Genomic DNA, 22,519 nt, shown 5'->3' on the forward strand with positions numbered 1-22,519 from the left:
TTCGCCTCGCTTAAAGTTTAGCAGCCAGCTGAGACAGCATGGCGTTATGAGCTTCTGCATCAACTTGCTGGTTCAGGATTTTTTCTGCACCAGTTACTGCCAAAGCAGCTACTTGTTGACGTAATTCTTCGCGAGCAGAATTGATTTCTTGATCAACAGCTTCTTTAGCCTGTTGACGAATACGCTCACCTTCAGCCGCAGCTTGAGTACGAGCTTCTTCGATCAATTGCGCTGCACGACGGTTCGCTTGTTCGATCAATTGAGCCGCTTGTGCTTTAGCTGCATCAAGTTCTTGCTTAACTTGCGCTTGTGCATCGGCAAGGTCAGCTTTCGCTTTTTCTGCTGCATTTAAGCCATCAGCGATTTTACGCTGACGCTCACTAATCGCATTGATTAGTGGTGGCCAAACAAACTTCATGCAGAATGCAACAAAGAATGCAAACGCAATCGCTTGACCAATCAATGTGAGGTTGATATTCATTGCAATTCCTCAAATAGTGGATTTAGGAATTAAGATGATTAACCTACAAATGGATTAGCGAAGATGAAGAACAAGCCAATACCAACACCGATCATAGGCACAGCATCAAGAAGACCCGCGATTAAGAACATACGAGTTTGAAGTTGTGGAGCCAATTCTGGTTGACGAGCAACAGCTTCTAAAAAGCGACCACCCAAAAGACCAAAACCAATCGCAGTACCCAAAGCACCGAAAGCGATCAAGATAGCAGATGCAATTGCAACTAGACCTAAAGTGAGTTCCATGAAAAATTCCTCAGAGGTTAGGTTATTACCAAATTAAATTAAAAAAATTCAGCCCAACCATCATTTGATAGTTAGGCAATACCATTAATGTTTTTCGCTTGCCATGCTCAAGTAAACGATGGTAAGCATCATAAAGATGAATGCCTGCAACGTGATTACAAGAATGTGGAAGATCGCCCAAGGCACAGACAACGCCCATTGAATCCAGAACGGCAATAAAGCAATCAGGATAAAGATCAACTCGCCGGCATACATGTTACCGAATAGTCGGAGAGCTAATGAAATCGGACGAGCAAGGAATGTTACCAATTCCAAAATCAAGTTCACTGGAATAAGCAACGCTTTTGCAACTGGATTACTTGGGTTAAATGGGTTAAGTGCCAACTCGCCAACGAAACCACCAACACCCTTTTCGCGGATGCTGTAGAACAAGATAAGTACAAATACAGATAAAGACATACCTAAAGTAATGTTTGGATCTGTAGATGGAACGATCTTGAAGTAAACGTGGTGAGGGTCCATACCAAATACGTTTGCACCTACAAACGCTGCAACTTGAGGAATCCAGTCAACTGGGATCAAGTCCATTAAGTTCATGAGGAAAATCCACACGAAAATAGTGAGTGCAAGCGGAGCGATTAAACGTGATTTGCCATGAAAAGTATCACGGACACTTGAGTCAACAAACTCAATGATCATTTCGATTGCTGACTGGAATTTAGTTGGAACACCTGCATTTGCAGCTTTCGCAACGATCCAGAACATCAAACAGAAAATCACACCAAGGCCAATTGACCAACCCATTGAATCCAAGTGAATTGCAGTGAACCCCATCGAATGAGCTTCTTCAGCAGTCTCAGCCAATTTCCATGTACCGTCTGGCATTTTGCCATAGGTCATATTGGTCAAGTGATGCTTGATATACTCTGTCGAAGTGAGGGCATGTTCTTCAGCAGCCATAAATCACACCTGGTCAATGTCAATTACTAAAAAGAAGGGAAACGAACATCGGCGTACTGTCGATATCTCGCCACCCTCCAAAAAATCTTCAATTCTTCTTGTTTCTACACCCGTTTTTGTAGACGTGACACCCAAAATGGAGCAACCCACGACATTGCCTGAACGAGAATAAAACCAAACAGCAATGCTAACGGTGATAAAGGTTTAACATTGCTCAAAATCAAAATAAATCCAACGATCATGATTGCAAATTTGCCTAACATGCCCCTATACATGTTAGACAGCACTTGTTTTGATGCTCGTGCACCTGCTGTTCTGAAGGATTGCCACGAAAAATAACTCGTCGCAAGCCAGCAGACCAACGCACCAAGTGCCGCACTTAATGCTGCTGTCATGTCTTTTATGCTCCACGCCACAAGTGCGGAAACAGGGATCATACATGCTTGTAAGAAGACCAAAGCTTTTGCTAATCGTCGGTCAATCAAGCGACTAGTTTGGCTCATTATTTATCCACTCACAGCATAAATGCTTGACAAGTTTAGCTGATGATCGCTTTTAATCGCAGGCATTATAGAGTTACACCCCTGAACATGCAATCTTTTCCCGACTTTAGTCGGGGTTTTTCATGACAGGAGGTGCTGACGCTACAGTCAGCCTTTGTTTACTTTTTATCTTACTTTTGCGTACTTAATACACATTTATCTGTTTTTATAGCCAGTTTCTTCCATGCAGTGACGAAATCATCCTCATTATTCATGCTCTCGTCTACTGGCTGAAAAGTAATGTTACCTAATTTTTGGTATTGCCCCTTAGTGGTAAAACTCTCTGCCAACAAACACATCTGATTTTTTGGTCGACTATCATTAAGATACTTAATTTGAGCTGCTGTTGGTGCAACATGAGGGTCATCTGTTAAAGCACCAGCGAATTTTAAGTTTAGTGAACGCTCTAAATATTGATAGGCATCATGATATGCCCAATACGGTTTCCCATTACTTGAACTATCGTAAGCTTGTGCTGCCTGCAACATTTTACGAGCAAACACATTGGCATTATTCCAGTACTTTGCCTTATTTTCAGGGTGTTGCTGAGAGCGCAAAGCCGCAATAAAGAAACCAATTCGAACCGCATTGTTAGGCTCTAACCATACATGTGTATCTACTGTATTAGGTAAAGCTACACCACGTGTACTACGCTGGGGCAAAACAGAAACAATGCCACTATCTAATAGTGCAATCGCCTTTTTATTATTACCTAATAATTTATTTAAGGGCGCTTCATGCGCTTTACCCAACCAAATCACCAAAGACGCATCATTAATTGCTTTACGATGCGCTGGAGTTAATTGTACGTCATGCCCAGTTTGTCCCTTTAATAAGAGTTGTGGTTCTTCAACCCCTTGAGTGACTTCTTTTGCAATCAGATAAATCGGGTGTGTAGAAACCACCAAACCCTGACTCCACCCTAACGTACTCAAAAGTGAGAACATACTGAAAACAAAAAAACGGAACATGACAGACCATCAATTTAAATTAGCTCGAAGCATGTTATAATATAACAAAGTTACAAAAATACCTAAGATTAATCGAATGAAGCATCGCTTCATGCTAATATTCCGTTAAAAATTCGAGGTTACCCCTATGAGTTCCTGCTCGCATGAACATCATGATTCTTTGCATGGTGTGCATGATCACCATAATGTCGCAAGTCGTTTAGCTGAAGCAGAAAGTTTATGTTCTGCGACTGGCGCACGCCTTACACCTTTGCGCAAAGAAGTTTTGGAACTCATTTTAAATGCTTCGGGTCCGATGGGTGCCTATGACTTATTGGCACGTATAAAAAGTCAAACTGATCGCCCTGCTGCGCCTCCAACTGTATATAGAACTTTAGATTTCTTATTAGAAAAAGGTCTCATTCACCGCCTAACTTCTATTAATGCGTATATTCCTTGTTGCCACCCGCGTGAAGGCCATCAAGCAGCATTCCTGATTTGTACCGAATGCCATATGGTTAAAGAAGCTTCTTCTCAAGGCCTCACACACCAGCTTGACCAGCTTGCAGCTTCAGATGACTTCGTGGCTCAACACAGCATTATTGAAATTTCGGGGAAATGCCAACAGTGCCGCACAACTCCTTAAATCCTGTATTAATTCAGCTTGAGCAGGTTTCTGTTCATCGTGATGATCGGGATATATTAAAAAAAGTTGATTTTGCCTTACATGAAAATGAAATTGTGTCTTTAATTGGCCCCAATGGCGCTGGCAAATCAACACTGATAAAGGTTCTACTCGGTATTCTCCAGCCGAGTAGTGGGCGTGTTATCAATCATAAAAAACTTAAAATGGCTTATGTGCCACAAAAGTTTAATCCTTCACACAGTCTCCCTTTACGTGTTCAGGACCTTCTTGATTTAGAGAAATGCAGCTCTGCCCTGCGTCACGAAATTATTCAAGACACAGGTATTTCAAAGTTACAACAATCAAAAGTACAACAACTTTCAGGTGGAGAACGGCAAAGAGTCCTATTGGCTCGTGCACTGCTTCGTCAGCCAGATATTTTAGTTCTTGATGAACCCATGCAAGGCCTAGATATTCAGTCAGAAGCGGAACTTTATGATTATGTTCGCAGTCTGCCAGAACGATATGGGTGTGCGATCTTAATTGTTTCTCATGACTTACAATGGGTTATGCAAGGAACACACCGCGTAGTGTGTTTAAATAAACATATTTGCTGTAGTGGGCTACCCGAAAATATCCAACAACACCCTGAATATCAGGCAATATTTGGAACTCAAAGGGTTTTCTACCAACATCATCATGACCATTGTGCTCACGGTGATGCTGCACACCCCTGCCCTCATAATGACCGTCCTCACATTCACCCAGAACCGGAAGCTTAAGCCATGATGGAATGGTTACAATTATTGTTGCCCGCATGGATTATGGGAACTCTGCTGGTATTTTTGACTGCACCACTGGGGTGTCTGATGCTTTGGAGACGCATGTCTTTTTTTGCTGACACAATGGCGCACGGAACACTACTTGGGGTAGCTATTGCGGGAGCTTTAAGTCTTCCATTATGGCTTGGAGTTGCAGGTACAGCGGTTTTACTGGTAGGCGTTTTATGGGCTTTACATGACAACCGTTTACCCAATGATGCTCTGCTAGCCTTATGTTCAGCAACATTACTCTGTAGCGGTTTACTATTTATTCAACATGTTCCAAGTTTAAGACCCGAGCTTTTAAGTTATTTGTTTGGTGACTTATTGAGTATTGATTGGCCAGATCTTCCTGTTTTCACTTTAATTATTGCGATATCGCTCGTAATTCTTTATCGGTTTTGGCAGCCACAAATACAGTTTGCAATTGATCCAGATATCGCAATTAGTGAAGGGGTGAATGCAAACTGGCAACGACTTATTTTTATGCTGTTATTAGCTTTATTTACAGTTTTAGCTTTGCGTGCTGTAGGTTCTTTGCTAATGGGTGCATTACTCGTAATACCAGCCTTAAGCGCTCGTCTATTGGCAAACTCACCAAAGCAAATGGTTATTTGGGCATTCGTGTTAGCCCAGCTCGGTGTTAGTGTCGGTTTATGGTCAAGTGCAGCACTCAATATCTCTACAGGTCTTAGTATTGTTTTATGTATGGCATTAAGTTTTGCTGTTATTTTTATAACTCAAAAGCTAAAAAATCAAACACAGGCGGCCTAACTTAGGACGCCTGATGAACAGTGCTCAATAATAAAGCTGCACAGCTAAACATTACAGCAAAGCCCCGATTTAAATATTTTTGCTGTCTAGGGGATCGAAGTAATCTTAAAACCTTGGATGCCAGCCCCGTATATCCAGCCATTACAATCAAATCGATCGTAATCATAGTAGCCGCCATAATTAGATATTGTATCCATTGAGGCTTACTCAAATCTAAGAACTGCGGCAAAACTGCCAATAAAAATACGATCGCTTTAGGATTACTAATATTGACCACAAAACCATTTAATAGCAGAGCTAAAGCAGATTTATCTCTTTTTTCTTGTTGAATTTCTATATCTTTTACAGGTGCTGTCCACTGCAAATAGGCCAAATACAATAAATAAGCTACACCAAACCACTTAACCACCTGAAAAGCTAAAGGAGTTGTGGCAAATAAGACCCCCACACCTGCTGCCACCACCATAATTTGAAGCACCAAGGCAACTTGTAAACCAATTGCATTCCAGTAACCATGCCTAAAGCCATAGTTTAGACCACTCGACATTGAGGCAATAGCTCCCGCACCCGGAGAGATACTAATGACCCAACAGGCCAACATATAGGCAAACCAAACTTGCAAAGACATAGTAAAAATAGACAATAAAAGTGGAATTATATTGTTTTATAAAACTATCTTGATGAGAATTCAAACAATAAAATCAAGAAATAGACTACTAACCGCTCTTCGCATCAGGCACAATAATTAAAGCTCATACTAAATTATAATTGAGGAGATACCTTCCAATGACTGCTCAATCTGTCATTTTGCCGTTGCCATCAGATCATGCCCGATTTATTGTTCTTCGTTTAAAAAACTTATCAATTGATGAATTAAAAGAACAACTCGAAGCGTTGTTTGAAACACGCGACCGTCTCATTACTCAGCATTCAGACGCGCAAATCAAAACAGCAGTCGCTTTTGGTCCAGAACTTTGGAAGCAACTTTACAGTCAATCTCCTGCTGGCTTTAAACAACTTAAACCAGAAAACGGCGCATTCAACATGCCAGCCGTTCCCGCTGATGTCCTCATCCATATTGCTAGTATGCGTTCTGATATTTGTTTTGCATTAAGCCAAGCATTTTTTGAAGGTATTAAAGATAAAGTTGAAGTTCTTGATGAGCGTGTTTGCTTCCGCTATTTTGATGGCCGAGATATTACAGGCTTTATAGACGGCACAGAAAACCCTCAATTTCCAGATGACCGCGCAGAAACAGCCCTATTGCCAGAAAGCGCGGGAGTTTTTGCTGATGGCAGTTTCATTTTCGCGCAGCGCTATGCACATGACTTAGAAAAATGGAAAAAACTAAAAGTTGATGCTCAAGAAAATGTCATGGGTCGTACTAAGCTTGAGTCAATTGAACTGGATGATGACGTTAAACCAGAAAATGCTCATGTCGCACGTACTGTCGTTGAAGATGACGAAGGCGAAGAAATGGAAATCTTGCGTCATAGTCTGCCTTATGGCGACGGCAGAGGTGATCAGGGTTTATTTTTCATTGCGTACACCAAGGACCTAAATATTATTGATGCCATGTTAAAACGTATGTTTGGTACAAGTGGAGATGGTATCCATGATCGCTTATTGCATTTCGTGACACCATTAGACGGTGCATATTACTTCGCACCTAGTGAAGAATTGCTAGAAGAAGTTTTAGAAGACTAAAATAAAAAAGAGGAGCTTAAGCTCCTCTTTTTACGTTCTCAACCTTAGAAAGGAATACGCTTATATTTGCGGTATTCAGGTTTCCAGAATGATTGATCAATTTTTTGCTGTAGCAAATCATCACTAATCGTTACTGCCACGCCATCGGCCATTGCAGCTTTGGCAACTTCAAATGCAATCACTTTAGAGACTTGCTGAATTTCACCTAAAGGTGGCAATAAATCAGCTTGCGGATCTTTCAGTAATGGCGAGCAATTTGCTAAAGCACTACTTGAAGCCATTAACATATTTTCAGTAACGCGTTTAGCACCCGATGCCACCACCCCTAAGCCAATGCCCGGGAAAATGTACGAGTTATTACACTGAGAAATATTATAAAGCTTGCCGTGATGATTCACAGGAGCAAACGGGCTACCTGTTGCAATTAATGCTCTACCTTCAGTCCATTCCACAATATCAGCCGGTACTGCTTCAACACGTGAAGTTGGGTTAGACAATGGCATGACTATTGGGCGTTCACAATTCGCTGCCATGGTCTTAATAATCTCTTCTGTGAAGAGACCTGGTTGACCAGAAACACCAATTAACACTGTAGGCTTAGCATTTTTAACAACATCAAGGAGTGAAATCACTTCTTCAATATTGCCCCATTGATCAACCACTTCAGCTTTTTGCGCCAATTTGCGTTGGAAGTCCAATAAGTTTGGCTGATTTTCGGTAATCAAACCAAAACGATCCACCATATAAACGCGTGCACGGGCTTCAGAATCAGTCAGACCTTCAGCAACCATTTGTGCAACAATTTGCTCTGCAATACCACATCCCGCAGAGCCCGCGCCTAAGAAAGCAATTGTTTGATCTTTTAATTGCTTGCCTGCTGCACGACTTGCAGCAATCAAACTACCTACAGATACCGCTGCTGTTCCTTGAATATCATCGTTAAAACAACAAATTTTATCGCGATATTTTTCTAAAAGTGGCATCGCATTTTTTTGTGCGAAATCTTCAAACTGAATTAATGCTTTTGGCCAACGACGCTTTACAGCTTCAATCACCATATCGACAAATGCATAATATTCATCACCACTAATACGTGGCTGACGCCAACCCATATAGATCGGATCATTTAGTAATTGTGGATTATTCGTCCCCACATCAATTGTGATTGGCAATGTATAGGCTGGACTAATTCCACCACAAGCGGTGTAAAGTGAAAGTTTCCCAATAGGAATACCCATACCACCAATGCCTTGGTCGCCAAGACCTAAGATACGTTCACCATCAGTAATCACGATCACTTTTACATTATTTTTATTTACGTTTTGCAAAATATCATCAATCACATCACGATCTGGATATGAAATAAAAACACCACGATGACGACGATAGATATCGGAGAAACGTTGACATGCTTCACCCACTGTTGGGGTATAAATAATCGGCATCATTTCTTCAAGATGATTTTCGATTAAATGATAGAACAAGGTTTCGTTGGTATCTTGGATATTACGCAAATAGATATGTCGATTGATATCATCAGTAAAAGCGCAATATTGCTGATAAGAGCGCTGGCTCTGCTCTTCAATAGTTTCAATAATATGGGGGAGTAAACCGTGTAAGTTAAAGTTACTTCTTTCTTCTTCAGTGAAAGCCGAACCTTTATTTAAAAGTGGTAACTCTAAAAGTGTAAAACCTGCATATGGGATATAAAGGGGATGTTTACTTGGGTGTCCTGATATCATTGCCTATCTCATTTTCCAGCTTAGAGTAGAGAAAAACACGTTTTGTATGGTCTCTAAAACTCTTTGTGCGTATAAGCTTAAGCCTAATTCGATCAAAATAGATATTTTAAACCGTGATGTTAAAATTGAACACTATTTAGTTAAAACATGTTTAAAAATAAATAATAAAAATCAGTATCTTAATATTTTTATGATTTTAAAAATTTCTTTTATTTTCTCAACTTTAAAAGCCATAATTATATGATTTAGCGGCAACAGGTATTTCCTCAGGAAATAATATTAAATTAAATACGTAATTTACTCACAAAAAATACCCAGAAGGCTTGTAATTCATTATTTTCAGAATAGTAAGGTGATTCATCAACCGACATTCATTTAAAAAATAATCATCAGTAATTTGCATAAAGAATTATTGGAATATTAAATCCCCTCCCCTAAGTCATCGGAAATTTGCTATATTTGACGTTTTTCTGCGACATCTATTTTCGATTGATATGAATACGGCAATACAAGCAGCTCTCGACCATGCAGTGCAAACTCTTCAACAAGAAGGGGTGCTTCCTTCCGACTGGAAAAACACAAGCAACTTAACACGCACCAAAGACCGAAGCCATGGCGACTTTGCTTCTAATATTGCCATGATCGGCTCGAAAGCTGCTGGTATGAAACCACGTGATTTAGCCGAGAAAGTTCTAGCTGCATTACCAGAAGTGGCAGATATCAGTAAAGCTGAAATCGCAGGACCCGGATTTATTAACTTCTTTTTAAATGCAGACCAGCGTTTTGCTATTCTTGATCAAATTCAAGCACAAAAAGAAATTTTTGGTCGTAGCCAAGCAAATGCAGCGAAAAAGATTCAAGTCGAATTTGTTTCTGCAAACCCTACGTCTAGCCTACACGTAGGTCATGGACGTGGTGCGGCATATGGTATGACTGTTGCTAATTTACTTGAAGCAACGGGTGCTAAAGTTGACCGTGAGTACTACGTGAATGATGCTGGCCGTCAAATGGATATTTTGGCGACTTCTACTTATTTACGTTATTTGGAACTACTTGGACAAAACCTTGTATTCCCTAAAAATGCATATCAAGGCGATTACGTTAAAGAAATCGCACAAGGCATTATTGATAAAGATGGCAATGCTTACGTTCGTGAAGTTGCGAATGTTTATAAAGACGTACCAGAAGATGTGCAATATGCTGAAGAGCTAGATAGCGAAGGCAACAAAGTTGTGTTATCTGGTGATAAAGAAAAGCATATTGATGGCCTTATTGCCAACTCACAACAATTGTTAGGTGAAGGTTACCGCGTATTCCACCAAGCTGCTCTTCATGCCATTTTAGATGACATTAAAGATGACCTTGCTGACTTTGGTGTAACGTTCAACCAATGGTTTAGTGAAGCATCTCTTAGTGCAAAAATTGATGAAGCTTTAGAAACACTTGATCAACGTGGCTTCCTTTATGAAAAAGATGGCAACATCTGGTTCAAGTCGACTGAATTTGGTGATGAAAAAGACCGTGTTGTTAAGCGTCGTAATGGCCAAACGACTTACTTTGCATCTGACATTGCATACCACTTAAATAAACTACAACGTGGTTATACTGACCTAATCGATATTTGGGGTTCTGACCACCATGGCTATATTTCTCGCGTAAAAGCGGCGATTGATGCAATGGGTTACGACTCTAAGAAATTGACTGTTCTTTTAGTTCAGTTTGTAAGTTTATGGCGTGGCGGTGAGATGGTTCAAATGTCTTCTCGTTCAGGTCAATTCGTGACTTTACGTGACTTACGTAAAGAAGTGGGCAATGACGCAGCTCGTTTCTACTACGTAATGCGTAAGAGTGAACAACACATCGACTTTGACCTTGACCTTGCTGTTTCACAAAGTAAAGACAATGCTGTGTACTATATTCAATATGCACACGCACGTATTTGTCGTATGTTAGAAAAAGCAGTAAGCACAGATTTACAATTCGATGTAAACGCTGCTCGTCCACATGCAGCTCGCTTGTCTCTTGATGCAGAAACTGAGATTCTTGCTAAACTGGCAGCATACCCAGACGCGGTATTACGTGCTGCAAATGCATATGAACCTCATCAGGTTGGTAACTACTTAAAAGAGTTAGCTGCACTGTTCCACGGTTGGTACAATGAACATAAAGTATTAAGCGATGATGCAGAGCTTACACAAGCCCGTTTATTGCTTTCAATCAATGTACAACAAGTGCTTCGTAATGGTTTAGAATTACTTGGTGTATCTGCACCAGAATCTATGTAATAAATATATTGCATGACAGCAAATTAAAGGTCATGCAATATATAGTAAGCGGTGGTTTGTATAGTTAAAATATCAATACAAACCACTGTTTTTAGCATCGTAAGACGAGACTCAAACTCGAATTAAAAAACAATCAAAATACAGAGGAATAATCCACGTGTTTGGCAAAACGCAACGCGGTGTATCTGAAAGACCTAACAAGCCTAAAAAGCCCATAATTCCCAAATGGTTAGGGACACTTGTCGCTATTTTGGCGGTCTTATGTATCGCTGTAATGCTTATGCTTTGGAAACCTTGGCAACCTGTTCCTGCGAAAAATCAGATTACTTCTGAACATTATCAAGAAGAAGATACTAATAAAGACTATCGCTTCTACGACCTATTGCCTCAACAACAGGTTACCCCTATTCCTGAACAAGCGATCCCTGAAAGTAAAAATCAAGGCACTGCTATGATCGTTGAAGCACCAAGTACCACTCAACCAGCCGCCTCTGAAAGTGTAGGAATTGACCCGAATCAGTCAGCTACAACTCCTCAGCAACCTACATATATTTTACAAGTTCGTAGTTATAACGATCCTGATCAGGCTGATGCCCGCCGTGCAGAAATCATTTTAAATGGCTTATCTGCCGATGTAGTTAAAAGTACTGAAAACGGACAAACATGGTATCGCGTTATTTCTGGACCGTATGATACTCAAGATGCTGCTTTGGCTGCTCAGCAGACCTTACAACACAGTGGCATTGATTCTATCGTGATCAAACGCAAGTAAAGTGAAAATAAAGAAGGAACAAATATTTGTTCCTTTTCTTTTAAATATCAGCACAATTCCTTTCATTAGAACCAATTCCCTTTTGTCTCGCTTTTTGAAACGCAGGTCTTTGCTGAATACGGTGTAAAAAAGCTTGAATATGAGGGTATTTACCCTGTAAGCGAGATTGTAAAGCTTCCAAAGGAAAGCTCATTTGAATATCAGCGAATGAAAAATCACCTGCAAAATATTCATGCTCTGCCAAATAGTTTTCTAAAAAACTAATATGATCTTTCATACGTGGTCGAACAAAATTTGCTTTCACCCCTTCTGTGATTTTTTTAGCTACTGGCTGAATTAACCATGGCACATGTTTGTTTACACTATTCATGACCAAAGTCATGACCAGTAATGGCATAAGCGAACCTTCAGCATAGTGCATCCAGTAAATATACTGCTGTAAATCTTGTGGCTCTTTAGGTTTAAATTGTTGCTTCTGATCATAACGCTGCTGTAAATATTCTAAAATCACAGCTGATTCTGCGATGACTTGTTCATCATCAGTCAAAATCGGAGCTTTACCTAAAGGATGAATACATTTCAATGTTTCTGGAGCGGAATAGTTAGGTAAGCGTTGATAATAATGAATATCATAATCTAAGCCTAATTCTTCTAAAGCCCATAGAATTCGAAACGATCGCGAACATTCCAGGTGGTGTACACTAATCATGTTATTGCCTGCTTTTATTTTTCTTTTTTACATAAAAAACAGCATGTGAACATGCTGTTTTATTCCATTTGTGGGATGGATATAAAATCATCCACCTCAACAAAATAGCATTTTTACGCTGTAACAAGCACAGTATGAATGTCTAAACTACGTAACAAAGTTTTAGTGACTGGGGTTTTTCCGCATACCGCTAAGATTTTTTGTTGAAGCTCTTCGTTTGGTAAGTCTTTAAAAACAATACGACGTTCTATATGTTCTTCATGTTCTCTATTGGTATGAAAATCGATTTCAACCGAAAACTCACCAAAATCATAACCCTTATGCTTTGCGTACATTCTTAAAGTAATGAGCGTACACGCGGCTAAACTTCCAGTGAGCAAATCATATGGCGCTGGGCCTTGATCTTGCCCTTCTAACTTTTCTGGCTCATCACAAAAATATTGGTGACGACCACTGGTGATTTCGCCCTTCCATTGTTCAGCAAGGGGCTTTGCTTTACTGCTTGCGATTACTGCTGTCATTTTGATGCTCTCATTTGATCTGGAAGAACAGGGGCTTCTAAACGTGCACCAACATAATCTGGAATTTCACCAAAACGTGCATCATGGTTAATCCATTGCTCACGGGCTTCTTTTAAATCATCCATTGTACGTGCAACAAAGTTCCACCATAGCAAAATTGGTGTTTCAAACGGTTCACCGCCAATCAAAAGAATACGGTTACCTTTTTTTACTTCAATCTCGATTTCACTAAGACCCGTATCTAATACCACCATGTTGTCAGCAGTTAACTCATGGCCATTTACATGAGCACTACCCTCAAGCGCCATAAAACCATATTCATAATTAGGATTTAATGGAATGCGGGTTTTCGTATCTTCGGTAGCAATGAGGTCAACACCCACTAACGGCGTATGTACCAAGACTGGAGAAGTAGTTGCCAAATACTCACCCACAAGCACGGTAAACTCTAGACCGTCTTTCTCAACAACAGGCAGTTCAGGATAATGTTCAAATTTCGGATCCATGTTGCGCTTAGCATCTGGTAAAGCAATCCAGAGCTGAGCAGCGTGCATTTGAGTTTCAGTATCAGGTGCAACTTCTGTATGTGAAATTCCGTGACCTGCCGTCATTAAATTAACTTGCTTAGGGCGAATCAATTGTTTTGAGCCTAAGCTATCGGTATGCATCATGGTGCCTTCAATCATCCACGTGAAGGTTTGCAAACCAATATGAGGATGAGGACCAACATCTAAACCATCACCCGCTGGAAAAGTTACTGGGCCCGCATGATCTAGGAAACACCAAGCACCAATCATTCGTTTTTGTCGGCTAGGTAAAGCCCGCTTAATGACTGTCCCCTGTCCAATTTCAGCAGAGCGAATTGGAAATTCCTGAATAAACTGATTGGCAAATTTTTCGCAATCCTTTGAATCAGAAATATCGTAATCATTATTATTGCTCATGATATTACTCTCTTTTACCTATGCTTTTGCAATGAGTCGTTGTAATGATCTTAACAATACACTCATTATTCAATATAGTCTTTTAGTAATACACAGGGTGCTATGAATGAGACAATCATTTGTTAATTACATAACATTAAAGCTGCATTGAGCAGCTTAAGATGATTGAGTTTTAACGAGCTGTTTTAGGTTTTTCATAAATTGACTAAATTGTGGGAGAAACTCTTGAAATAGTGGGTGGTCACGGTTTTCAAGCATAACCTCACTAAAAAGTTTTAGCCCAACTCCAAAAGATTTTGTTGTTTCATCATCAAAAAAATCTGCTTTTTTTAAGCGTTCAACAATTTCAAAAATATCGTCATGATTTCCCGCATAGAACCCAAGGCGTTCAGTATAAGTAGAGGCCTCTCCTTTTGCATTTTTTAAGTGTTGTACCGTGACATGATATTGATGTTGTTTCATATATAAATTCTCTTTTAAAAATTAATAACTTTGAAAAATTTCAACTTGTTTAAGGTCGATTTATAGCCGCCCAATAGCAACAGCAGCCTGATCAATTTTTTCGGCAATTTGATAAATCTGCTCTTGTTGGAGACCTGCCGAGTTCAACTTCAAACGCAAGGCTGTTTTTAGGTTTTCCATTGCACGATGAATTTCGATTAATTCATCATTACTGTGAATTTCACGTCTAAGGCGTAATTTTTCTAATAACTCTTTCAACTTGTCTTGTTGTTCAGCTAAGTAAGCTTTCCCAAATTCCGTGATTTGATATTGCTTACGCTCTACATCCAGTAAATTAATCAAATTCATTTCTTCAAGACTGGTTAATGTTGGATAAATTGTTCCTGCGCTTGGCGTATAGCCATCGCCTACCAAATCACTTATTTCTTTAATGATTTCATAGCCATGCTTTGGGCTTTGCTGAATAAGGTGGAGTACCAAAAGTTTCATGCGTCCAGCTTCAAAAAGTCTTCCACGGCGTCCCGAACGATGATGTTCAGCATGATGCTGTTCTGATTGTTGTTTCATCTTTTAAGATCCAAAATGATCAATTTATAATTATTAAGATATATCTTAGTATATCTTTGATCAAGTAAAAGTAATAAGAGTTGATCTATTGCTTTGATAGTTATAAAAATTAATTTTGAGCTTTAAAAGCTAAGTAATAAAAAAGAGTGCTTAAGCACTCTTAAAAACCATTCTTATAAACCAACCTTGGTTTATTTATCTTATTTAAAATTCATTTGCCAAAAGCTAAATTTGGCATCCAGCTTTAAACCAGTTCATTAAGGAATCACTAATTTTACTCATGTCATTAGGATCCATGCTGCCTTGATCTACGGCAAAAACACCTGTCCCTAGAAATGGTATAAGAATTGATATTCCACCACTATCATCACCTATGGCTAAATAATCTCCAGCATACTTTTGCACTTCAAAAGTTTGATTTCTTTCAAAAACCTCATCAGAAGAATAAATAACTACGCCACTTTCAAATAAAAAACCATTTGAAAATTTTAATAATTCAAAATATATATCTGGTAGTTGTCTATGGAAATCTCTTTCAATTTTTGCTCTTATTTCATTTAATAGGGGCATAACCTTTAGACCTTAAAATTAGATAAAACCAATCCAGCATATAAAATTATAAAATATTATATTCAACCCTCTATATACAGTTCCTTGAGCTAATAAATTTACTCTTATTAAAATCGTTAAGTAATAAAAAAGGACGCTAATGCGTCCTTTTTTAACAACAACTAGAGGAAAATTATTCCCACTCAATCGTTGCTGGTGGTTTAGATGACACGTCGTATACAACACGTGATACATCTTTAATTTCATTCATAATACGCGTTGAGATTTTATCAACCAATTCGTATGGTAAATGTGCAAAACGAGCTGTCATAAAGTCAACCGTTTCAACTGCACGAAGCGCAATTACCCATGCATAACGACGACCATCACCTACAACACCAACTGACTTAACAGGTTGGAATACGGCAAACGCTTGAGCAGTTTTATCATACCAACCGCTGTCACGAAGCTCTTGCATGAAGATGTCATCAGCAAGACGAAGAATATCAGCATATTCTTTCTTCACTTCACCCAAAATACGAACACCTAAACCTGGGCCCGGGAATGGATGACGGTAAATCATGCTATGTGGCAAGCCAAGTGTAGTACCTAATTTACGAACTTCATCTTTGAACAAGTCACGTAAAGGTTCTACCAATTCAAATGCTAAATCTTCTGGTAAACCACCCACGTTGTGGTGTGATTTAATTACGTGTGCTTTACCTTGTTTGCTTGCAGCAGATTCGATTACGTCTGGGTAAATCGTACCTTGTGCCAAGAATTTCACACCATCAAGTTTACGTGCTTCTTCAGCAAATACTTCAATAAACTCGCGGCCAATGATTTTACGTTTTTTCTCTGGATCAACTTCACCAGCCAATGCAGTTAAGAAACGTTGTTCAGCATCTGCACGAATAACACGGATACCCATGTTTTCAGCAAACATTTGCATCACTTGGTCACCTTCGTTTAAACGAAGTAAACCGTTATCAACAAATACACATGTTAGCTGGTCGCCAATTGCTTTGTGTAAAAGCGCAGCAACGACAGATGAGTCAACACCACCTGAAAGGCCTAAAAGAACTTTTTCATTACCGATTTGTTCACGTAATTGTTCTACACGTAAATCGATGATGTGTTCAGGTGTCCAAAGGCCACCACATCCACAAATTTTATGAACGAAGTTTGCAAGTAACTCTTCACCTTTTGCCGTGTGTGTTACTTCTGGGTGGAATTGCACGCCATAGAAACGACGCGCTTCATCACTTACAGCAGCAACTGGACAGCTTGGTGTGCTTGCAGTAATGGTAAAGCCTTCTGGAATCTGGCTAACTTTGTCACCATGACTCATCCAAACATGAAGTTGGTTTTCACGGTCTTGTAAGTTACCAATCAGTTGGTCGCGTTTAACGATATCAACTTCGGCATAACCAAACTCATGTACAGTACCCGGCTCAACTTTACCGCCTAACTGTTCAGACATGGTTTGCAAGCCATAGCAAATACCCAATACTGGAACGCCTAACTCAAACACTACTTGTGGTGCGCGAGGGCTGCCTTCTTCATGCACACTCTCAGGTCCACCTGACAAAATAATGCCATTTGGCTTAAAAGCACGAATGTCTTCTTCAGACATATCAAAAGCATACATTTCAGAGTAAACACCAGCTTCACGTACACGACGTGCAATGAGCTGACTATATTGAGAGCCGAAATCCAGAATCAGGATACGATCTTCAGTAATTTGAGTATTGGTAGTCATGACAAACCACTAAATGGCAAAAGAATTAAGCGCGCCATTTTAACATTTTTCGCGCTTCGGCGCACCGCAAATCATCATATATCTTATTTTTTTCATATCAGAATCATTTCTATAATTGGATTGTTTGATATAAATCAAAATTTACTTATATTTATCAACTGTATGGGTTACGCTTAAAAACTCCATGTGTATTGATAAATTCATCACATTCTATGCAACATCACCTTGAATTTGATGTTAAGATGAGCCGATAAAACAGGCATTACCATGGAAAGGTAGATACCATAAGCGATATTTGTCTGTGCTTAAACAATTATCCATTTTTATGGCTTGTTGCCCCCTATCAAAATCAATAGAAATCTAAGGAACAACAATGCTTCAAACTATGATTGCAGATTTCCAGCAACATTTTTGGTTGTATGTCTCTATTCCTTTTATGAGTGGTTTAATTGGCTATATCACCAAGGTGGTTGCCATCCAGATGATGTTTTCACCACTTGAATTTAAAGGTATTAAACCATTTTTGGGTTGGCAAGGCATTGTGCCTCGCAAAGCCGAGAAAATGGCAACCATTGCTGTTGAGCTCATGACAGCAAAGCTGATTAAACCTGAAGAAATTTTTGCACGCCTAGATCCTAAACGTATTGCCAAAGAAATAGAAAAACCCCTACTTGCAGCGGCTGAAGACATTACCCGTGACGTTGCTCAAGAGTATCAGCCCGGTTTATGGGAAGGCATGCCAGAATTTGCTCGCCAAAGACTCATCCGTCGTGTGCAATCCAAAGCACCCGAAATCGTTGAACACATCATGAGCGAAGTACAGCGTGATGTGAATCGATACTTTGATATTAAACATCTTGTTATCAGCAACTTGCTTAAAGATAAACGTTTACTCAACAATATTTTTAAACGTGTAGGGAAACAAGAATTTAAATTTTTCAGTAATGTAGGTTTTGTATTTGGCTTCGGTATTGGTGTGATTCAGATGCTGTGCTGGATTGTCACTCAAGGAAAATATCCTTGGATGCTACCTTTGTTTGGTGGTTTTGTGGGTTTCTTCAGTGACTGGATTGCACTGCAAATGATGTTTAGACCACTTTATCCTAAAAAGATATTGGGTTACACATGGCAAGGTCTGTTCATTAAACGTCAAAATGAAGTTGCAGCTGACTATGCAGCTTTAATTTCTAAACAGCTTTTAACTTCACGTCACATGATGGAAGAGTTATTTTCGGGTACACATTCAGCGCGTGTTATTGATCTGGTTAACCGCCATGTCAAACAAGAAATTGATATGCAAGCTGGGGTTATTCGTCCTTTAGTTGTATATGCAATTGGCGGAGAAAAATATCAGAATATGAAATCACAAGTTGCTGAACGTATTATGCAACAGCTTCCAGAGACGATGAAATATGTAGAGTCTTATGCAGAAGATGCAATGAATATTCGTAGCACACTCATTGAACGTATGCAAAAATTAACACCTTCTGAATTTGAAGGGATGTTACGTCCTGCATTTAAAGAAGATGAGTGGGCCTTAATTGCAGTCGGCGCAGTTCTTGGTTTCGTGGTTGGGGAATTGCAAATCCAATTTATGCTTTAATTTTTAAAATAAAGAAATACAAAAAACCGGATGAATTGCTCATCCGGTTTTTATTTTGTCTTGAATATTATTTCTCGATTGCATGATCCAGACTAATACGGCCAGCACCATGAAGCATTAGGAAGAATAAACCACCTGCCATTGCTAAGTTTTTCATAAAGTGGATGCCATTATTGTATTGTGCCGCTGCATCAGCCCCACCTTGGTGGAACAAGAATGCAGTTAAAATACTGAAGATACCAAGACCAAAAGCTGCAAAGCGTGCTTGGAAACCAAATAACAAGGCTAAACCACCACCAAACTCAACCAAGATAACTAAAGGAAGAATTCCACCTGGTACCCCCATTGCTTCCATATATCCTGCAGTTGCTGCATAACCGGTAATTTTCCCCCAACCAGCAACAAGGAAGATATAAGCCATAAGAAGACGAGCAATAAGGCTAATAAAACTGTCCGCGCCTGATTGCGTTACGATATTTTTGACCACTACATTTGGATTAAACATTTTGCCACCTTTATTTAAATGCTTATTTATTGATGAGCTCATTCTAGGTTTGGGACATTGATAATTAAATACTCAAAATCCATATATATCGTTGCACAAACAGGATGATCAATTTGTATATTTTTGATGTTTTATACTGACTTTCTATAGGGTCACTGCTAGGATTTGAGCACGGTTTACCACTTAATCATCTCATGGAACTTCTTGATTTTATTCTACACGTTGATCAACATCTCGCCGAGTTTATTACAAATTACGGGACGTGGATTTATGGCATTTTATTTTTAATTATCTTTGTCGAAACCGGTTTAGTGGTTATGCCGTTTTTACCGGGAGATAGTTTACTATTTGCAGCTGGTGCTTTAGCAGCATCTACAGGTGCGATGGATCCATGGTTATTGGGTGCTCTACTCTTCATTGCTGCCGTTTTAGGCGATACAGTGAACTACCATATTGGTCGTTTTATCGGTCCACGTGTATTTGAAATGAATTCACGATTCATTAATAAGCAGCATTTAATTAAAACTCAAGAATTCTTTGCTCGTCATGGTGGCAAGACGATTATTTTTGCTCGCTTTGTTCCATTTGCCCGTACTTTTGCCCCTTTTGTTGCGGGTGCTGGTAGCATGAACTATAAGTTTTTCTTAACTTATAATGTGATTGGCGCATTTTGTTGGGTCGCTTCTTTTGTGGCGTTGGGCTATCTATTTGGAAATATGCCAATCGTTAAAGACAACTTCACTCATCTTATTTTTGGCATCATTATTATTAGTGTCTTACCGGGTATCATCGGCTTTATACGTGAAAAGCTAAAAAGCCGGAAAACCAATGCTTAAGGCTTAATTTAGAAGAAACGGAATACCACTGGAAGCATACATAAAATAAGCAACATAGCCGATCCTTTATATAAATGATCGGCTTTTATTTTCTGTACTGGGCCCGTTAATAGTGCACGTCCAAAAATCATCCAGAAACTCGCAGCTGGAATGAGCGTCAATGTAAAAACACCAAATACCATTAGACAATTTTCAGGCGAATTCCATGTTTCGGCAGGGAAAATACCAGCAGCAAAAAGTAAAGATTTTGGATTTTTTAAGGTTGAGAAGAATAATTGACGTGGGCGAATGTTACGGTGAGTTTGACTAAATTGTTGTAAATGGGTAGTTTTCCATAATCGGAATGCCATCCAGAACACATATGCCACACTTGTGATATGTAAAATGAGCAATAACGCAGGCCAAACTGGTGCTGCCAAATGAATAAACACAGCCCAAAAGCTAATACCGTAGGCATAGCCTAACCATTCCATAGGAATAAGCCAAAATGCTTTAGATAAACCTTGAGAATGAGCAGCGGTTGCAAGTAAAGCATTTGTCGGCCCAGGAATGAGCAAAACAGCCAACATTGCCAATACAAAAAACCAACTCTCAATCATAAAGTTTCCATAATATCCAAGATGGGGCCACCTTAAACGAAACAGGCAAAATATAGCAAGTTTATAAGGCTTTTTGATTACAGAAAATACAGAATTTTAGAAGCTAAAAAATTGATAAACCACTTATTTATATTAATTTTATTATGAAACATTTTGCTAAACTTTATTCATCACAACATGCCTTAGTTAGCATATTGTGATGCAAAGTTGACTATTAACTGGTCTTTTTACGAACAATAATTGGACAATTCTTGAACTGGGCAGCCTGAACAATTGCTTCTTGTTGGCCTAAAACACGTGAAAGCTCGGTATTTTTCGTTGAAGAAGACTGTCCCATATTTACAGAAATAGATGGACCGAATCCCCAACCACCTCGTCCCCAGCCACCACCGAGTCCAAGACCAACACCCATACCTGTACTTTTTGGAGTTTGCACGCCATTGTCGATATATTGCTGAATACGGTTATATTCACTTTGTAGCTGTTGGCAGCTCAAAGATTGATATTGTGTTGGAGACACATAAGTCGGTTTTACCGTTGTAGCACAAGCGCCAAGGAGTAAAGTGGCTGCCACTAAAGGCGCAATATATAAGCCTTTCATCATTTTTCTCTTATCGTTTTGGCTCAATCTCACCAAACAATGTCTCATAAGCTTGAGTCAATTTATGTTCGGGTGCCAAATGGGCCAAAGGTAAATTTTTCTGATGCGATTCTTTCATTAAAATCGAAGGCGGTAACATGCTATTGAGTACAGGCAACCCTTCATCTTTTAACTGCTGAACCACTTCCCGAGGTAATTTTGCTTGGGATTGGAATTGATTCACCACAATTCCTTCAATTTCCAAGCGATCATTATGATCATCTTGCGTTTCGAGAACATTTTCAATCAATGTTTGTAACGCACGCTTTGAAAAAACATCACAGTCGAAAGGAATGAGTACTTTATCTGCCGCAATCAGAGCAGAGAGAGTAAAAAAGTTAAACGCTGGTGGTGTGTCTATATAGATACGGTCATATCGCCCAACTAAGTTTTGAATCGAATCACGTAATTTATAAATTTTATGTTTACTTTCAAGCGCATGTTCAAGCGCGCCAAGTGTAGGACTTGCTGGAAGCACATCTAATTTTGCAAAAGGAGTTGAATGAACAAAACTGTCGAGATCTTTATTTCTTGGAGCTTTTAAAATTGAACCTAATGCGTTACCGATTAAACCCTTTTGTTGATTGTTGCCCAACACATCATCAAAGAAATTTTCGATATTTGGCTCTAAAATTGATTTTTCAGCAGAATAGGTTGCTTCGTCACCTAAAAGATACTGACTAGAATTGGCTTGGGAATCAAGATCAATCACCAATGTTCTTAAGCCATGTTTGGCGCTAATTGCAGCCAAATTTACAGTAATACTTGATTTCCCTACACCGCCTTTTTGGTTAAACACCACACGAGTTAACATGTTTCCCTCTGCATATTATTTTACTGTACGCAGTTTAACCTAGAGCTTAATCAAAAAGGCAAAGA

At 39.3% G+C, this 22,519-nt stretch carries 26 protein-coding genes; 8 read left to right on the forward strand and 18 right to left on the reverse strand.

Annotated elements, in window-relative coordinates; genetic code table 11:
* Nucleotides 1-10: 10 nt before the first annotated feature.
* From KIP84_RS17775 to KIP84_RS17795, 5 genes are all read right to left on the reverse strand, one after another.
* Nucleotides 11-481, reverse strand: coding sequence for a F0F1 ATP synthase subunit B (locus KIP84_RS17775; RefSeq protein ID WP_001024691.1), 471 nt, complete (start codon nucleotides 479-481; stop codon nucleotides 11-13).
* Between the two features lie 38 nt (nucleotides 482-519).
* A complete protein-coding gene (atpE, locus tag KIP84_RS17780) occupies nucleotides 520-765 on the reverse strand; it encodes a F0F1 ATP synthase subunit C (protein WP_000424060.1) in 246 nt (81 codons plus the stop codon).
* 84 nt (nucleotides 766-849) lie between these two features.
* Nucleotides 850-1,725, reverse strand: coding sequence for a F0F1 ATP synthase subunit A (gene atpB / locus KIP84_RS17785; protein WP_002114072.1), 876 nt, complete (start codon nucleotides 1,723-1,725; stop codon nucleotides 850-852).
* Nucleotides 1,726-1,829: 104 nt separating this feature from the next.
* Nucleotides 1,830-2,228, reverse strand: a complete 399-nt coding sequence (locus KIP84_RS17790; RefSeq protein WP_002114124.1) for an ATP synthase subunit I — start codon at nucleotides 2,226-2,228, stop codon at nucleotides 1,830-1,832.
* Nucleotides 2,229-2,398: 170 nt separating this feature from the next.
* Nucleotides 2,399-3,238, reverse strand: a complete 840-nt coding sequence (locus KIP84_RS17795) for a metal ABC transporter substrate-binding protein (RefSeq protein ID WP_005804756.1) — start codon at nucleotides 3,236-3,238, stop codon at nucleotides 2,399-2,401.
* 127 nt (nucleotides 3,239-3,365) lie between these two features.
* Between KIP84_RS17795 and KIP84_RS17800 the strand changes: the two genes are divergently transcribed.
* Genes KIP84_RS17800 through znuB form a run of 3 tightly spaced genes read left to right on the forward strand, consistent with a single transcriptional unit; the run spans nucleotide 3,366 to nucleotide 5,437 of the window.
* Entirely contained in the window at nucleotides 3,366-3,863 is a 498-nt protein-coding gene (locus KIP84_RS17800) for a transcriptional repressor (RefSeq protein ID WP_002114130.1), read from the forward strand.
* Nucleotides 3,836-4,624: a zinc ABC transporter ATP-binding protein ZnuC gene (gene znuC, locus KIP84_RS17805; protein ID WP_057086147.1), complete on the forward strand. Its 789-nt coding sequence runs from the start codon at nucleotides 3,836-3,838 to the stop codon at nucleotides 4,622-4,624. Before KIP84_RS17800 ends, znuC begins: the two co-directional genes overlap by 28 nt.
* Before the next feature lie 3 nt (nucleotides 4,625-4,627).
* On the forward strand, nucleotides 4,628-5,437 hold the full coding sequence (gene znuB / locus KIP84_RS17810) for a zinc ABC transporter permease subunit ZnuB (protein ID WP_005071996.1): 810 nt from the start codon (nucleotides 4,628-4,630) through the stop codon (nucleotides 5,435-5,437).
* 1 nt (nucleotide 5,438) lies between these two features.
* Here znuB and KIP84_RS17815 read toward each other — a convergent pair whose 3' ends face one another.
* Complete coding sequence (locus KIP84_RS17815; protein WP_213689009.1) at nucleotides 5,439-6,065, reverse strand: LysE family transporter; 627 nt, start codon at nucleotides 6,063-6,065, stop codon at nucleotides 5,439-5,441.
* Nucleotides 6,066-6,223: 158 nt separating this feature from the next.
* Here KIP84_RS17815 and KIP84_RS17820 point away from each other — a divergent pair, with 158 nt between their 5' ends.
* Nucleotides 6,224-7,144, forward strand: coding sequence for a Dyp-type peroxidase (locus KIP84_RS17820; RefSeq protein WP_213689010.1), 921 nt, complete (start codon nucleotides 6,224-6,226; stop codon nucleotides 7,142-7,144).
* A gap of 44 nt (nucleotides 7,145-7,188) precedes the next feature.
* On the opposite strand, the gene KIP84_RS17825 is transcribed toward KIP84_RS17820, so the two are convergent.
* Nucleotides 7,189-8,886, reverse strand: a complete 1,698-nt coding sequence (locus KIP84_RS17825; RefSeq protein WP_002114135.1) for an NAD-dependent malic enzyme — start codon at nucleotides 8,884-8,886, stop codon at nucleotides 7,189-7,191.
* A 494-nt stretch (nucleotides 8,887-9,380) separates the two neighbouring features.
* Here KIP84_RS17825 and argS point away from each other — a divergent pair, with 494 nt between their 5' ends.
* On the forward strand, nucleotides 9,381-11,171 hold the full coding sequence (gene argS / locus KIP84_RS17830) for an arginine--tRNA ligase (protein ID WP_213689011.1): 1,791 nt from the start codon (nucleotides 9,381-9,383) through the stop codon (nucleotides 11,169-11,171).
* Between the two features lie 157 nt (nucleotides 11,172-11,328).
* Nucleotides 11,329-11,943, forward strand: a complete 615-nt coding sequence (locus tag KIP84_RS17835; RefSeq protein WP_032063709.1) for an SPOR domain-containing protein — start codon at nucleotides 11,329-11,331, stop codon at nucleotides 11,941-11,943.
* Between the two features lie 40 nt (nucleotides 11,944-11,983).
* Here KIP84_RS17835 and KIP84_RS17840 read toward each other — a convergent pair whose 3' ends face one another.
* From KIP84_RS17840 to guaA, 7 genes are all read right to left on the reverse strand, one after another.
* Nucleotides 11,984-12,652 carry a glutathione S-transferase gene (locus KIP84_RS17840; protein WP_014208119.1) on the reverse strand — a complete coding sequence of 223 codons (669 nt, stop codon included), beginning with the start codon at nucleotides 12,650-12,652 and terminating at the stop codon, nucleotides 11,984-11,986.
* Nucleotides 12,653-12,765: 113 nt separating this feature from the next.
* Nucleotides 12,766-13,173, reverse strand: a complete 408-nt coding sequence (locus KIP84_RS17845; protein ID WP_002114081.1) for an OsmC family protein — start codon at nucleotides 13,171-13,173, stop codon at nucleotides 12,766-12,768.
* Nucleotides 13,170-14,117 carry a pirin family protein gene (locus KIP84_RS17850; protein WP_002114082.1) on the reverse strand — a complete coding sequence of 316 codons (948 nt, stop codon included), beginning with the start codon at nucleotides 14,115-14,117 and terminating at the stop codon, nucleotides 13,170-13,172. The genes KIP84_RS17845 and KIP84_RS17850 overlap by 4 nt, the downstream gene beginning before the upstream one ends.
* A gap of 156 nt (nucleotides 14,118-14,273) precedes the next feature.
* A complete protein-coding gene (locus KIP84_RS17855) occupies nucleotides 14,274-14,579 on the reverse strand; it encodes a DUF3861 domain-containing protein (RefSeq protein ID WP_060466365.1) in 306 nt (101 codons plus the stop codon).
* Between the two features lie 60 nt (nucleotides 14,580-14,639).
* Entirely contained in the window at nucleotides 14,640-15,146 is a 507-nt protein-coding gene (locus tag KIP84_RS17860) for a PadR family transcriptional regulator (protein ID WP_060466364.1), read from the reverse strand.
* 225 nt (nucleotides 15,147-15,371) lie between these two features.
* Complete coding sequence (locus tag KIP84_RS17865) at nucleotides 15,372-15,716, reverse strand: SMI1/KNR4 family protein (RefSeq protein ID WP_060466363.1); 345 nt, start codon at nucleotides 15,714-15,716, stop codon at nucleotides 15,372-15,374.
* Between the two features lie 172 nt (nucleotides 15,717-15,888).
* Nucleotides 15,889-17,457, reverse strand: coding sequence for a glutamine-hydrolyzing GMP synthase (gene guaA / locus KIP84_RS17870; protein WP_002114136.1), 1,569 nt, complete (start codon nucleotides 17,455-17,457; stop codon nucleotides 15,889-15,891).
* A gap of 385 nt (nucleotides 17,458-17,842) precedes the next feature.
* Here guaA and KIP84_RS17875 point away from each other — a divergent pair, with 385 nt between their 5' ends.
* Complete coding sequence (locus tag KIP84_RS17875; protein ID WP_014208114.1) at nucleotides 17,843-19,060, forward strand: DUF445 family protein; 1,218 nt, start codon at nucleotides 17,843-17,845, stop codon at nucleotides 19,058-19,060.
* 67 nt (nucleotides 19,061-19,127) lie between these two features.
* On the opposite strand, the gene KIP84_RS17880 is transcribed toward KIP84_RS17875, so the two are convergent.
* The gene (locus KIP84_RS17880; RefSeq protein ID WP_002114126.1) at nucleotides 19,128-19,565 is read right to left on the reverse strand and encodes a DoxX family protein; all 438 of its coding nucleotides are present in this window, start codon (nucleotides 19,563-19,565) and stop codon (nucleotides 19,128-19,130) included.
* Nucleotides 19,566-19,759: 194 nt separating this feature from the next.
* On the opposite strand from KIP84_RS17880, the gene KIP84_RS17885 reads away from it, so the two are divergent.
* Nucleotides 19,760-20,401, forward strand: coding sequence for a DedA family protein (locus KIP84_RS17885; RefSeq protein WP_005071971.1), 642 nt, complete (start codon nucleotides 19,760-19,762; stop codon nucleotides 20,399-20,401).
* Nucleotides 20,402-20,409: 8 nt separating this feature from the next.
* Here KIP84_RS17885 and KIP84_RS17890 read toward each other — a convergent pair whose 3' ends face one another.
* From KIP84_RS17890 to KIP84_RS17900, 3 genes are all read right to left on the reverse strand, one after another.
* The gene (locus tag KIP84_RS17890) at nucleotides 20,410-21,000 is read right to left on the reverse strand and encodes a LysE family transporter (RefSeq protein WP_017399730.1); all 591 of its coding nucleotides are present in this window, start codon (nucleotides 20,998-21,000) and stop codon (nucleotides 20,410-20,412) included.
* Nucleotides 21,001-21,214: 214 nt separating this feature from the next.
* A complete protein-coding gene (locus KIP84_RS17895) occupies nucleotides 21,215-21,601 on the reverse strand; it encodes a hypothetical protein (protein WP_192836892.1) in 387 nt (128 codons plus the stop codon).
* A 10-nt stretch (nucleotides 21,602-21,611) separates the two neighbouring features.
* Nucleotides 21,612-22,454 carry a ParA family protein gene (locus tag KIP84_RS17900; RefSeq protein WP_213689012.1) on the reverse strand — a complete coding sequence of 281 codons (843 nt, stop codon included), beginning with the start codon at nucleotides 22,452-22,454 and terminating at the stop codon, nucleotides 21,612-21,614.
* Nucleotides 22,455-22,519 lie beyond the last annotated feature (65 nt).

The sequence above is a fragment of the Acinetobacter sp. BHS4 genome (assembly GCF_018454425.1).
GTDB lineage: Bacteria > Pseudomonadota > Gammaproteobacteria > Pseudomonadales > Moraxellaceae > Acinetobacter > Acinetobacter pittii.

Bases quoted from the DNA above. Each gene is read 5' to 3' on its own strand.
- KIP84_RS17875 (WP_014208114.1), top strand. From the start codon at position 17,843: ATGATTGCAGATTTCCAGCAACATTTTTGGTTGTATGTCTCTATTCCT.
- KIP84_RS17895 (WP_192836892.1), bottom strand. From the start codon at position 21,601: ATGAAAGGCTTATATATTGCGCCTTTAGTGGCAGCCACTTTACTCCTT.
- KIP84_RS17850 (WP_002114082.1), bottom strand. From the start codon at position 14,117: ATGAGCAATAATAATGATTACGATATTTCTGATTCAAAGGATTGCGAA.
- KIP84_RS17800 (WP_002114130.1), top strand. From the start codon at position 3,366: ATGAGTTCCTGCTCGCATGAACATCATGATTCTTTGCATGGTGTGCAT.
- KIP84_RS17890 (WP_017399730.1), bottom strand. From the start codon at position 21,000: ATGATTGAGAGTTGGTTTTTTGTATTGGCAATGTTGGCTGTTTTGCTC.
- KIP84_RS17815 (WP_213689009.1), bottom strand. From the start codon at position 6,065: ATGTCTTTGCAAGTTTGGTTTGCCTATATGTTGGCCTGTTGGGTCATT.
- znuB (WP_005071996.1), top strand. From the start codon at position 4,628: ATGATGGAATGGTTACAATTATTGTTGCCCGCATGGATTATGGGAACT.
- znuC (WP_057086147.1), top strand. From the start codon at position 3,836: ATGCCAACAGTGCCGCACAACTCCTTAAATCCTGTATTAATTCAGCTT.
- KIP84_RS17840 (WP_014208119.1), bottom strand. From the start codon at position 12,652: ATGATTAGTGTACACCACCTGGAATGTTCGCGATCGTTTCGAATTCTA.
- argS (WP_213689011.1), top strand. From the start codon at position 9,381: ATGAATACGGCAATACAAGCAGCTCTCGACCATGCAGTGCAAACTCTT.
- KIP84_RS17795 (WP_005804756.1), bottom strand. From the start codon at position 3,238: ATGTTCCGTTTTTTTGTTTTCAGTATGTTCTCACTTTTGAGTACGTTA.
- KIP84_RS17790 (WP_002114124.1), bottom strand. From the start codon at position 2,228: ATGAGCCAAACTAGTCGCTTGATTGACCGACGATTAGCAAAAGCTTTG.
- KIP84_RS17900 (WP_213689012.1), bottom strand. From the start codon at position 22,454: ATGTTAACTCGTGTGGTGTTTAACCAAAAAGGCGGTGTAGGGAAATCA.
- KIP84_RS17885 (WP_005071971.1), top strand. From the start codon at position 19,760: ATGGAACTTCTTGATTTTATTCTACACGTTGATCAACATCTCGCCGAG.
- atpE (WP_000424060.1), bottom strand. From the start codon at position 765: ATGGAACTCACTTTAGGTCTAGTTGCAATTGCATCTGCTATCTTGATC.
- KIP84_RS17820 (WP_213689010.1), top strand. From the start codon at position 6,224: ATGACTGCTCAATCTGTCATTTTGCCGTTGCCATCAGATCATGCCCGA.
- KIP84_RS17880 (WP_002114126.1), bottom strand. From the start codon at position 19,565: ATGTTTAATCCAAATGTAGTGGTCAAAAATATCGTAACGCAATCAGGC.
- KIP84_RS17825 (WP_002114135.1), bottom strand. From the start codon at position 8,886: ATGATATCAGGACACCCAAGTAAACATCCCCTTTATATCCCATATGCA.
- KIP84_RS17775 (WP_001024691.1), bottom strand. From the start codon at position 481: ATGAATATCAACCTCACATTGATTGGTCAAGCGATTGCGTTTGCATTC.
- KIP84_RS17845 (WP_002114081.1), bottom strand. From the start codon at position 13,173: ATGACAGCAGTAATCGCAAGCAGTAAAGCAAAGCCCCTTGCTGAACAA.
- KIP84_RS17855 (WP_060466365.1), bottom strand. From the start codon at position 14,579: ATGAAACAACATCAATATCATGTCACGGTACAACACTTAAAAAATGCA.
- atpB (WP_002114072.1), bottom strand. From the start codon at position 1,725: ATGGCTGCTGAAGAACATGCCCTCACTTCGACAGAGTATATCAAGCAT.
- KIP84_RS17860 (WP_060466364.1), bottom strand. From the start codon at position 15,146: ATGAAACAACAATCAGAACAGCATCATGCTGAACATCATCGTTCGGGA.
- KIP84_RS17865 (WP_060466363.1), bottom strand. From the start codon at position 15,716: ATGCCCCTATTAAATGAAATAAGAGCAAAAATTGAAAGAGATTTCCAT.
- guaA (WP_002114136.1), bottom strand. From the start codon at position 17,457: ATGACTACCAATACTCAAATTACTGAAGATCGTATCCTGATTCTGGAT.